The sequence below is a fragment of the Ruegeria sp. BB7 genome, assembly GCF_056539365.1.
On the sequence record NZ_JBQFUV010000001.1, the window covers coordinates 326,968 to 338,798 of the forward strand.

Below are 11,831 nucleotides of genomic sequence, written 5' to 3' on the forward strand. Positions count from 1 at the left end.
GTTCTCCCTATTATCAGCCTTGGGGAGGAAGCGGGTCGACATCGCCCGTTCCGCGGGCAAAATTCGGCCCAGTGAAATGAAGTCCAGAGGGAGGAGCCTCAGAATGACAACCGCTGCCCAGGCAGATGCTAACGTTTATCCGCCATCCGCCGAAACCGTTGCGCGCGCCCATGTCGATGCCGACAAATACAACGAGATGTACCAGGCTTCGATCAATGACCCCGATGCATTCTGGGGCGAGCAAGGCAAGCGCGTCGACTGGATCAAGCCTTTCACCCAGGTCAAGGACGTAAGCTATGAATTCGGCAAGGTCGGCATCAACTGGTATGCCGATGGTACATTAAATGTGTCAGCCAACTGCCTGGATCGCCACCTGAAAACACGTGGCGACCAAACCGCTATCATCTGGGAGCCGGATGATCCGAACGACGAAGCGCAGCACATTACTTATGCCGAGTTGCACCGCCGCACCTGCCGCATGGCGAACATTCTGGAATCGCTGGGCGTGCGCAAAGGTGATCGCGTTGTCATTTACCTGCCGATGATCCCCGAGGCGGCTTATGCCATGCTGGCCTGCGCCCGGATCGGAGCTATTCATTCCATCGTATTCGCAGGCTTCTCACCCGACGCATTGGCGGCACGGGTCAACGGTTGCGATGCCAAAGTCATCATCACCGCGGATGAGGCCCCGCGCGGTGGCCGCAAGACACCACTGAAATCCAACGCGGATGCTGCACTTTTGCACTGCAAGGACAGCGTGGAATGTTTGGTGGTCAAGCGCACCGGTGGTCAGACCACATGGATCGACGGGCGCGACTACGACTACAATGAAATGGCTTTGGAAGCGGATGACTATTGCGCACCCGCCGAGATGAACGCCGAAGATCCTTTGTTCATCCTGTACACCTCCGGTTCGACCGGACAGCCCAAGGGTGTTGTGCATACAACCGGCGGCTATCTGGTTTATGCTGCTATGACGCATGAGATCACCTTTGATTATCACGAAGGTGATGTGTACTGGTGTACTGCCGACGTGGGTTGGGTCACCGGTCATAGCTATATTGTCTATGGCCCACTGGTCAACGGCGCGACCACGCTGATGTTCGAAGGTGTACCGACCTACCCCGACGCCTCGCGCTTTTGGCAGGTTTGCGAAAAACACAAGGTCAACCAGTTCTACACCGCTCCGACAGCGATCCGTGCCTTGATGGGTCAGGGCAATGAGTTCGTCGAGAAATGCGATCTGAGTGATCTGCGTACACTGGGCACCGTGGGTGAACCGATCAACCCCGAGGCCTGGACCTGGTACAATGACGTTGTTGGCAAGGGCAAATGCCCCATCGTTGACACCTGGTGGCAGACTGAAACAGGCGGTCACCTGATGACCCCCCTGCCTGGTGCCCACGCGATGAAGCCCGGCTCGGCGATGAAGCCATTCTTCGGTATCGAGCCTGTGGTTCTTGACCCGCAGTCCGGTGTTGAAATCAACGGCAATGGCGTCGAGGGCGTCCTGTGCATCAAGGACAGCTGGCCCGGCCAAATGCGCACTGTCTGGGGTGACCATGAGCGGTTCGAAAAGACCTATTTCTCAGACTATAAGGGTTACTACTTTACCGGTGACGGTTGCCGTCGCGACGAAGACGGTGATTACTGGATCACCGGTCGTGTGGATGACGTGATCAACGTTTCAGGCCACCGCATGGGTACCGCCGAAGTGGAAAGCGCACTGGTCGCGCATGCCGCAGTTGCTGAGGCCGCTGTGGTTGGTTATCCCCATGAAATCAAAGGACAAGGCATCTATTGCTATGTCACTTTGATGAATGATCGCGAGCCTTCGGATGATCTGGTGAAAGAGCTGCGCACCTGGGTACGGACCGAGATCGGCCCGATCGCCTCGCCAGACGTCATTCAGTGGGCGCCCGGCCTTCCCAAGACCCGATCGGGCAAGATCATGCGCCGCATCCTGCGCAAGATTGCCGAGAACGATTATGGCTCGCTGGGTGACACTTCGACCCTTGCCGATCCGTCGGTCGTCGAAGATCTGATCGAAAACCGTGCGAACAAGTGAGGACATGATGGACGCTGCCACGACCATATCTCCTGCCGTTCTGATCCTTCTCGGCCCTCCGGGCGCCGGGAAGGGCACACAGGCTCGGATGCTGGAAGACAAATTCGGGCTGGTTCAGCTCAGCACCGGTGACCTTCTGCGCGAAGCGGTTGCCGCCGGGACCGAAGCTGGCAAAGCCGCCAAGGCCGTGATGGAAGCTGGCGATCTTGTCAGTGATGAGATCGTCATAGCCATCCTGCGCGACCGCATGGCCCATCCGGATTGCGCCAAAGGTGTCATTCTGGACGGGTTCCCGCGCACCACCGTGCAGGCCGAAGCGTTGGATGGTTTGCTGTCGGAAAACAACCAAAAGATCAACGCGGCGATCAGCCTTGAGGTCGAAGACGCGGAAATGGTGATCCGCATATCGGGTCGCTACACCTGTGCCGGATGCGGCGAAGGTTACCACGACACGTTCAAGCAACCCGTCGAAGACGGCAAATGCGACAAGTGCGGCCACACCGAGTTCAAGCGGCGCGCAGACGACAACGCGGAGACCGTAGCCTCGCGCCTGACCGCTTACCATGCGCAGACCGCACCGCTGATTACGTATTACGACGGCCAAGGCGTGCTCAAGTGCACCAACGCCATGGGCAAGATCGAAGACATCGCCAGCGATCTGGAAAGCATCGTCGGCAATGCGATGAGTTAAGGGGAGGAGATAAGCCGCAAGGCTTTGATCCCAAATAGAATACTTCAAAGGAACCGCCTTGGCGGACCAGAGAAGTTTTGCCTGACGTTACGGAGCGTTTGGTACATTCGAGAAGCGGCCCAACGCACTGGAGGAGTTGGGCAACGGGCCGCCCAACGAGGAAGTGAAGGAGGAACCCGCAATGGCGGATCAATCAACAAACTCCGCGCAGACTGCCGAGGCCGATAAGGGCTATTGGCAGGCCAACCTGCGTCTCATCTACATCAGCCTCGCGATCTGGGCGCTGGTGTCTTTTGGATTCGGCATCCTGCTGCGTCCGTTGCTATCGGGCATTGCCGTAGGCGGTACCGATCTGGGCTTTTGGTTCGCTCAGCAGGGATCGATCCTGGTCTTTCTGGTGCTGATCTTCAACTACGCCTGGCGCATGAACAAGCTGGACGCCGAACACGGCGTGGATGAGGAGTAAACCCAATGGACCAGTTTACCATCAACCTGCTGTTTGTCGGCGCGTCCTTTGCGCTGTACATCGGCATTGCGATCTGGGCCCGTGCGGGTTCCACATCGGAATTCTACGCCGCCGGTCGCGGCGTTCATCCGGTCACCAACGGTATGGCGACAGCGGCGGACTGGATGTCCGCGGCCTCGTTCATCTCGATGGCGGGTCTGATCGCCTTTACCGGCTATGACAACTCGACCTTCCTGATGGGTTGGACCGGTGGCTACGTGCTGCTGGCTCTGCTGCTTGCGCCCTACCTGCGCAAGTTCGGCAAATACACCGTCTCGGAATTCATCGGCGACCGTTTCTACAGCCAGACCGCACGTGTCGTTGCGGTGATCTGTCTGATCGTCGCGTCGGTGACTTACGTGATCGGTCAGATGACCGGCGTGGGCGTGGCCTTTGGCCGTTTCCTTGAGGTGTCGAACACATCCGGTCTGCTGATCGGTGCCTGTGTCGTGTTTGCCTACGCGGTGTTTGGCGGGATGAAAGGCGTGACCTACACTCAGGTCGCTCAGTACTGCGTGCTGATCACAGCCTACACTATCCCGGCCATCTTCATCTCGTTGCAGCTGACCGGTACACCCGTTCCGGCGCTGGGTCTGTTTGGCGACACCGCAAGTGGTGAGCCGCTGCTGACCAAGCTGGACGCGATCGTGACCGAGCTGGGCTTTGCCGAGTACACGGCGCACCACTCGAACACGCTGAACATGGTGCTGTTCACGCTGTCGCTGATGATCGGTACAGCCGGTCTGCCGCACGTGATCATGCGCTTCTTTACCGTGCCGAAAGTGTCTGACGCTCGTTGGTCCGCTGGCTGGACGCTGGTCTTCATCGCTCTGCTGTATCTGACCGCCCCTGCGGTTGGCGCAATGGCGCGTCTGAATATCACCGACATGATGTGGCCCAACGGTGGCATCGAGGGCGGCGCTGTCTCGGTCGAAGCAATCGATACCGATCCGCGCTATGACTGGATGCAGACATGGCAGAAGACCGGTCTGCTGGACTGGGAAGACAAGAACGGCGACGGCAAGATTCAGTACTACAATGACAAGTCTGAATCGATGCAGGCAATCGCGGAAGAAAAAGGCTGGGTTGGCAACGAGCTGACAAAGTTCAACCGTGACATCCTGGTTCTGGCCAACCCCGAGATTGCCAACCTGCCGGGTTGGGTGATCGGTCTGGTCGCTGCCGGTGGTCTTGCGGCTGCTCTGTCAACCGCTGCGGGACTGTTGCTGGCGATCTCGTCAGCGGTGTCCCACGACCTGATCAAGGGCGCGATCAATCCGCAGATCTCAGAAAAAGGTGAGCTTCTGTCGGCGCGGGTCGCAATGGCCGTTGCCATCGTGGTCGCAACCTACCTGGGTCTGAACCCACCGGGCTTTGCGGCGCAAACGGTTGCATTGGCCTTCGGTTTGGCCGCTGCCTCGATCTTCCCGGCGCTGATGATGGGGATCTTCTCGACCCGCATCAACAACACCGGCGCGGTCTGCGGTATGCTGGCCGGTCTGACCGTGACCCTGATCTACATCTTTCTGCACAAGGGCTGGCTGTTCATTCCGGGCACCAACTCGTTCACCGATGCTGACCCGCTTCTGGGTCCGATCAAGTCGACCTCGTTCGGCGCCATCGGTGCCATGGTCAACTTCGGTGTGGCATATGTCGTCGCCGGCATGACCAAAGAGACTCCGCAGGAGATCGTCGAATTGGTCGAAAGCGTACGCATTCCCCGTGGCGCGGGCGCAGCTCAGAATAAATGAGCATGATGCGGCATGTGGGTAACCCTCATGTGTCGCGTCTTTTGACCGACGACTCCCGCCCGGCATATCACCGGGCGGGATTTTTCAACCAGAAACACAGGATTATCTGATGCCTTTGTCCCATGACCAGATCACCCGGTTTCTGAAATCCGTACACCCTTATGATGCCCTTCCGCCTGACACGCTGGACGATCTGGCCAATCAGATCGAGGTGTGGGAAGTCGAAGAAGGGTCCCCAGTATACGAGCTAGGCACCACCCTGCCCGGCATCTTCGTGGTCTATGAAGGTCAGGTTGAGATTACGGATGAAAACGGTGCTGTCGTCTCGCATCTGGGCCTGCGCAATTCCTTTGGTGAGCGCGGGCTGCTGAAAGACGGCAAGGCCGCGACTCATGCACACGCCCACACCCCATCCGTTCTGATGGTTCTGCCCCCCAACGTGGTGCGCAAGCTGATTGACGACCACGACGTCGTTGCAAAATTCTTTGATCGAACGCGAGGAGAGCGCACAAGTCCGCAAAGCCTCGCCACCAGTTCGATTGACACCCTCATGGCCCGTAACCCAGCTGTCTGCCCACCTTCGATGCCAGTGCGCGAAGCAGCTCAAATGATGCGAGACCGCCACATCTCGTCGCTTTGCATTAGCGATGGTGACAAGCTGTTGGGCATCGCCACATTGAGAGATATTTCCGGAAAATACGTGGCGGATGGGATGCCCGAAAGCACCCCAATTTCGACGATAATGACGCCTGATCCGATCACCTTATCGCCCTTCGACATAGGCTCGGACGTATTGCACGTGATGATGGAACGTGGAATTGGTCACATCCCGATCTCAGAAGGCGGTAAGCTGGTCGGCATCGTCACTCAGACCGACTTAACCCACTATCAAGCTGTCAACTCCGCCGAGTTGGTGCGCCGCATAGCCCATGCCGATTCAGCCGACGAAATGGCGTTGGTCACGGCGGAGATTCCACAACTTCTGGTGCAACTGGTCGCAGGTGGCAACCGACACGAAATTGTCACCCGTCTGATCACGGACATCGCCGACACTGCCACCCGTCGCCTGTTGGCGCTGGCCGAAAAGAAACTTGGCCCACCGCCCGTGCCTTATCTGTGGCTGGCCTGCGGCTCTCAAGGGAGGCAAGAGCAAACCGGCGTGTCGGATCAGGACAATTGCCTCATGCTGGATGACAGTGTGACCGAGGGCGACATGGCTTATTTCGCCAAGCTTGCGAAATTCGTCTCGGACGGGCTGGATACCTGCGGGTATTTCTATTGTCCGGGCGACATGATGGCGACCAATCCGCAGTGGTGTCAGCCGGTACGTGTGTGGCGAGACTATTTCAACGGCTGGATCGCAAAACCGAACCCAGAGGCGCAAATGCTCGCCTCGGTCATGTTCGACCTGCGCCCTATCGGCGGCACGTTTGATTTATTTGCTGATCTACAGGCCGACACCCTGGCGGCTGCAAATGCGAATTCGATCTTTGTTGCGCATATGATTTCGAATTCGCTGAAACACACGCCGCCCCTTGGACTGTTACGTGGTTTTGCCACCATCCGTTCGGGCGAGCACCGCAATACGCTGGACCTTAAGCATAATGGCGTGGTGCCTGTGGTGGATCTGGCCCGCGTTTACAGCCTGCAGGGACAACTGACCGAAGCCAACACCCGTGCCCGTCTGAAAGCAGCCGAAGCGGCAAATGTTCTCAGCTCGTCAGGTGCTCGGGATTTGCTGGACGCCTATGACCTGATCGCGGAAACTCGGTTGGAGCATCAGGTAAGGCTGGTCAAATCCGAAGAAAAGCCCGACAACTACCTTCCACCGTCCGCCTTGTCGGATTTTGAACGAAGTCATCTACGTGACGCTTTTGTCGTCGTGAAAACAATGCAGTCGGCGGTGGGGCACGGCAAAGGTATGCTGGGCTAAGCAAAGATTTTAACGGACGCGCACGTCCGAAACGCGGAGAATTAAATGTTTCTGGAACTGATCGGCACAATCTTTGCAGGCTTTGCGTTCGCTGGTGTTGTAATGGTGCTGAATAAATTGACAGGCGGCCGCCTGCCCCGCTGGACAGCCCCGGTGGCGGCTGGATTGGGCATGATCGGGATGACCATTGCAAGCGAGTATTCCTGGTACGACCGCACAGTTGAAACGCTTCCTGAAGGGATGGAAATCGTGCAGGAAGTCGAAAGCAAGGCCATTTATCGCCCCTGGACCTACGCAGTACCATTTGTGAACCGCTTTGCCGCAATAGATACCGCCTCGGTTCGAACCAATGAACAGGTGCCCGAACAACGGCTGGTGGAGATGTACTTCTTTGGCCGTTGGTCTCCGATTTCGAAACTTCCGATTGCCGTTGACTGCGCCGCAAACAAACGCGCCAGCCTGGCCGACGGTGCCGAGTTCGGAGATGATGGTCAATTGCTGAATGCCGATTGGCTGAACGTCAACGCCCAAGACCCGATAATCGAGGCCACCTGCGGAGTATAACATGCTGACCCGGTTGAGCCTGCGCGTACGTATCTTTCTGTTCTTCTGCCTTTTGGCTGTAGGTGCATTGGCCGTTAGCTCTATTGCTCTCTGGATCAGTTTTCTACGCGTCTCCGATCCTGAACTCGTAAATGCCTTTATCATGGCTGAGATCATCATGGGCTTTGGGTTTATAGCCTTGATCATCGCGGTGTGGCTGCTGTTTGACGACAACGTGGCCAAGCCGATCGAGCGGCTTTCGGCGCAGTTGCGCGCGCGCGCTCATGCAGGCGTCAGTACGGATGTCGACATGCAAGCGGCACGTTATTTGGGCGATCTGGCCCCTGCTGCTGCAGGTTTGGCTGATCAGCTTTCGGGCAAAACCTTGGATGTTGCCGAAGCCGTCGCCGCAGAAACCGCTCATCTGTCCGCAGAAAAACAAAGACTGACTGCACTGCTAACCGAAATCCCTGTCGCGATGGTGCTGGCCGGCCCGACCCACAAGATTGTACTCTATGATGGCCAAGCCGCCGGGGTTCTGGCTCAGATTGCGCACCCCCGTTTGAACGCCTCGCTTTTCGAGTACCTGCAACCCAACGCATTGCAGCAAGCTTATGAAAAGCTATCAAAATCAGGATTGGAAGTCGCCTGTACCCTGACCAGCATCGACGGTGCGCAGACCTACTCTGCCCGGATGAAACCTCTGGGGGACGCTCCGGGTTATCTGCTGGTCTTTGACGAAAGTGCTGCCAATATCTCGCCCGAGGCGGCCCGGCCCCTGGTCTATGATTTTGATCTATTGAACAGCGCGTCCGGAGGGCAGTTCGAAACCCTTGCTCTGCAGGACCTGTGCTTTGTTGTGTTTGACACCGAAACCACAGGATTGCTGCCTCATAAGGATGAGATCGTCCAGATCGGCGCGGTTCGTGTGGTAAACGGGCGCATCGTTGACGGCGAGCGGCTGGACATGCTTGTCAATCCCGGCATACCGATACCTCCAGCCTCGACCAAAGTGCATAAGGTCAGCGATCACATGGTTCAGGGGGCCCCGGATATTGCCGAGGCCGGGCGGACATTTCACCAATTCGCACGAGACGCAGTGATCGTGGCGCATAATGCTCCGTTCGACATGGCCTTTTTGCGTCGCCATGCCAAGCGTATGGATGTTGACTGGGATCACCCCATTCTTGATACGGTCTTGCTTTCGGCCGTTCTGTTCGGTGCCAGCGACAAGCACACGCTGGATGCCCTGTGTGATCGGCTGGACATCACAATCCCGCACGAGCTGCGTCATACCGCCCTTGGCGATGCAGTCGCAACGGCGCAGGCGCTGGTCAAGATGCTTCCTATGCTGCAGGCCCGAGGCATGACTACATTTGGCGCGGTCATCGAGGCCACCCGCCAGCACGGCCGCCTGTTGGAAGACCTGAACTAAGCGTTAAAATGTTCATGCAAGACACAGCTTTTCATGGACAATCCCTGCAAGCCGTGGCACCTGATGCAGGCCACTGCATGAGCGGACGATGACAGAAAAAACCTTCACACCTACCCCGGATCAAAGCTCTGCCTTTCGTGAGGCGTTGGGATGTTTTGGCACTGGTGTAACTGTCATTACAACCAACACCGGAAACGGGCCACGCGCGATCACCGTGAATTCGTTTTCGTCAGTGTCGCTAAACCCGCCACTGGTTTTGTGGTGCCTTGCCAAGGACTCTTACCGATTCAATTCGTTCAATGCTTGCAAGCACTATTCCATCCATGTGATGGCCGAAGAACAACAAGAACAGGCGCTGAAGTTCGCCCGCGACGGCCTGGATTTTTCACACGCCGACTGGAAGCAAGACCACAAAGGGCGTCCACAACTGGCCAATTGCCTCGCCCGGTTCGACTGTCAGCTTCATGCCAAACACGAAGCGGGGGATCACCTTATCCTTGTTGGTGAGGTCGAGAATGTGATGCATCGCACCGGCAATGGCCTGATTTTTAAGCGCGGGCAATTCGGCGGGTTCGCGGACCTGCTTTAACCATCCAGCGAGCCGTGAACGGCCAGCGCTTCAAGCTGTGTCTCTTGCGGCGTGATAATGCGGAAAGCTTCGTGCACACCGGTTTCTGACAACTCGCGGGCCACCGTCAGCAAGGTATTGGGCGCGTGTTCGTCACACAGTTCAGCCATATGCGCGATTTCGGCCTGCGCAACGCCCAAAGCCGCCTCTACCGATGGAGCGCCATAGAGTTGCACGAAATGTTCAGCCAGATTTTTCGTGACCTGATCCAGCTCGGCCTCTTCGATTTGCGTAACGGCGACGAATGTCACACGCCCAAAGGTTTCGACACCTAGCCAGCCGTTCGCGAAAGCCTGCCGCGCCTTGCCTTCCAAATCGGCCTGCCCCCAATTCGAAAACTCGAACCCGCCAGAGATGCACCACTCGCCGGTCCGGGCTGGGGAATGAAACACGTTCTTATCGCTTTCATCAAAATGGATTGCGCGGGCCAGTTTCATCATCCGTTCTCCAACAATTCCGTCAGTGGGCGCAGCCGTGTGTCCGAACCATCGCGGATCAGCATTCCGAACCGTTCGTCCGCGCCCAAAAATACACCTGTCTCGCAGGGTTCTCCGACACCGCGCAGCAGGCCCATCCATTCGCCGTGTAAAGGGGCGTTGCCGTCTTCCTGCCAACGGTTGAGCCAGGTCAGCATGTGCCGTGACCAGCTTTCAACCAATTGTACCGCCGACACATCTGCACAGCCTTCATCATAGAGCGCTGTGACATCCGGCGTTTTTCCCGGATCATCCCCGGTTTGCAGAAGCTCCAGCTCCCACCCAACAACGAGCCAGTCCGGCTCCTCGTCCGGGCGGACGGTCGATGACGCGGTATGAAACATTCCACATTTGGCGCCGTTCACGCAGATCAATCCGTCCCAACCCAGATGTACGGCGACCTCGGGTGGGGCCAGCGCGCCCAGCGCGTTCTGGAACCCAACAGCACACAAGGGCAACATCGCCATGGCGTCCTGCAAGGGAACCTCTGGCGCAAAGATTATCGCCACCCGCAAGCGATCGGCCTGAATGTTGTACACGACCGACCCGGCATCACACCCCAGCGCCGCCATGGCCTGAGCGCGCTCGAACGGGTCCTCCCCACCTTGCACAGGATAGCCCGTCAGCAAAGGCGGGAAGACTGGTTCGCTCATGCCTTGCCCTTGGCGATCATGTCACGGGCGATCTTGCGGAACGCCTCGGCCTGTGGGCTGTCCGGTTTACTGACCACGATGGGGGCGCCGCCATCAGCCGCCACGCGAATGTCCAGATGCAGCGGGATTTCCCCCAGCAATGGAACGCCCAGCGCCTCGGCCTCGGACGCGACACCACCATGGCCGAACACGTGTTCCTCATGCCCGCAGTTGGAACAGATATGGGTGGACATGTTCTCGATCATTCCGACGATGGGCGTCTTAAGCTGGTTGAACATATCGATCCCCTTGCGGGCGTCGATCAGGGCCACGTCCTGCGGGGTTGAAACAACAATGGCGCCATCCACCTTGAACTTCTGGCTTAACGTCAGCTGCACGTCACCAGTGCCGGGCGGCAAGTCAACGATCAGCACATCCAAAGCACCCCACTGTACCTGGCTCATCATCTGTTGCAACGCGCCCATCAGCATTGGACCGCGCCACACAACCGCCTGGCCTTCGTTGGTCATCAACCCCATAGACATCATAGTCACACCGTGATTGCGAAGCGGCAGAATAGTCTTACCGTCAGGGCTGGCCGGACGGCCCGAAACGCCTAGCATCCGGGGCTGTGACGGGCCATAGACATCCGCATCCAGCAGACCTACGCGCCGACCCTCAGCCGCCAGTGCACAGGCGAGGTTGGCAGAAACAGTGGATTTCCCCACGCCACCCTTACCCGAGGCAACGGCAATGATCCGATCCACACCCGGCACCGCCTGCGGGCCGGTTTGCGACGCCTTGGGCTTAGGCTTCAGATCTGGTGGGGCCTTTTCCGAGTGCGCGGTCATCATGGCCGATACACTCCCCACGCCCTCGACCAGTTGCGCTGCTTTCTCGGCCGCGGCACGTACCGGCTCCATGCGCTCGGCCTGCTTGGGGTCAATCTCCAACACAAAGCGTACAGTATCGCCTTCGACATTCAACGCACGGACCACGCCTGCGCTGACGATATCCTGACCGGAAACAGGGTCGGTGATCTTCTTCAGGTTTGCCAGTACGGCGTCACGAACACTCATGCCTTTGCCCCTGTAGCCTGTACGACCATGTGGTTGAGTTTCATTGCATGTGTCTCCGTCTCATTCAGTTCATTTGACGCAATTGCGACC

General features: G+C 57.8%; 11 protein-coding genes. 8 read left to right on the forward strand and 3 right to left on the reverse strand.

The genetic code is table 11. The features are described from left to right. Nucleotides 1-103: 103 nt before the first annotated feature. The 8 genes from acs (at nt 104) to ACR0D7_RS01670 (ending at nt 9,515) form a co-directional block, all read left to right on the forward strand. Nucleotides 104-2,068 (forward strand): acetate--CoA ligase, encoded by a 1,965-nt coding sequence (gene acs, locus ACR0D7_RS01635; RefSeq protein ID WP_480677466.1) that lies wholly within the window; start codon nt 104-106, stop codon nt 2,066-2,068. Nucleotides 2,069-2,075: 7 nt separating this feature from the next. Then, nucleotides 2,076-2,759 (forward strand): adenylate kinase, encoded by a 684-nt coding sequence (locus ACR0D7_RS01640; RefSeq protein ID WP_480677467.1) that lies wholly within the window; start codon nt 2,076-2,078, stop codon nt 2,757-2,759. A gap of 181 nt (nt 2,760-2,940) precedes the next feature. Further along, complete coding sequence (locus tag ACR0D7_RS01645) at nt 2,941-3,225, forward strand: DUF4212 domain-containing protein (protein WP_170381418.1); 285 nt, start codon at nt 2,941-2,943, stop codon at nt 3,223-3,225. A 5-nt stretch (nt 3,226-3,230) separates the two neighbouring features. Then, nucleotides 3,231-5,015 carry a sodium:solute symporter family protein gene (locus ACR0D7_RS01650; RefSeq protein ID WP_170381419.1) on the forward strand — a complete coding sequence of 595 codons (1,785 nt, stop codon included), beginning with the start codon at nt 3,231-3,233 and terminating at the stop codon, nt 5,013-5,015. Between the two features lie 109 nt (nt 5,016-5,124). Then, complete coding sequence (locus ACR0D7_RS01655) at nt 5,125-6,948, forward strand: DUF294 nucleotidyltransferase-like domain-containing protein (protein ID WP_480677468.1); 1,824 nt, start codon at nt 5,125-5,127, stop codon at nt 6,946-6,948. A 45-nt stretch (nt 6,949-6,993) separates the two neighbouring features. Next, nucleotides 6,994-7,512, forward strand: a complete 519-nt coding sequence (locus tag ACR0D7_RS01660) for a hypothetical protein (protein WP_170381421.1) — start codon at nt 6,994-6,996, stop codon at nt 7,510-7,512. Nucleotide 7,513: 1 nt separating this feature from the next. Then, on the forward strand, nt 7,514-8,926 hold the full coding sequence (locus tag ACR0D7_RS01665; protein ID WP_170381422.1) for a 3'-5' exonuclease: 1,413 nt from the start codon (nt 7,514-7,516) through the stop codon (nt 8,924-8,926). A gap of 88 nt (nt 8,927-9,014) precedes the next feature. After that, nucleotides 9,015-9,515, forward strand: coding sequence for a flavin reductase family protein (locus ACR0D7_RS01670; RefSeq protein WP_480677469.1), 501 nt, complete (start codon nt 9,015-9,017; stop codon nt 9,513-9,515). Here the strand turns inward: ACR0D7_RS01670 and ACR0D7_RS01675 are convergent. The 3 genes from ACR0D7_RS01675 to ACR0D7_RS01685 are packed head-to-tail and all read right to left on the reverse strand — an operon-like array spanning nt 9,512 to nt 11,741. After that, nucleotides 9,512-9,991: a DUF6505 family protein gene (locus tag ACR0D7_RS01675; protein WP_480677470.1), complete on the reverse strand. Its 480-nt coding sequence runs from the start codon at nt 9,989-9,991 to the stop codon at nt 9,512-9,514. The two genes, ACR0D7_RS01670 and ACR0D7_RS01675, sit on opposite strands and share 4 nt — an antisense overlap. Next, nucleotides 9,991-10,683, reverse strand: a complete 693-nt coding sequence (locus tag ACR0D7_RS01680) for a biotin/lipoate--protein ligase family protein (protein ID WP_480677471.1) — start codon at nt 10,681-10,683, stop codon at nt 9,991-9,993. The genes ACR0D7_RS01675 and ACR0D7_RS01680 overlap by 1 nt, the downstream gene beginning before the upstream one ends. Next, complete coding sequence (locus tag ACR0D7_RS01685; RefSeq protein ID WP_480677472.1) at nt 10,680-11,741, reverse strand: Mrp/NBP35 family ATP-binding protein; 1,062 nt, start codon at nt 11,739-11,741, stop codon at nt 10,680-10,682. Before ACR0D7_RS01685 ends, ACR0D7_RS01680 begins: the two co-directional genes overlap by 4 nt. Nucleotides 11,742-11,831 lie beyond the last annotated feature (90 nt).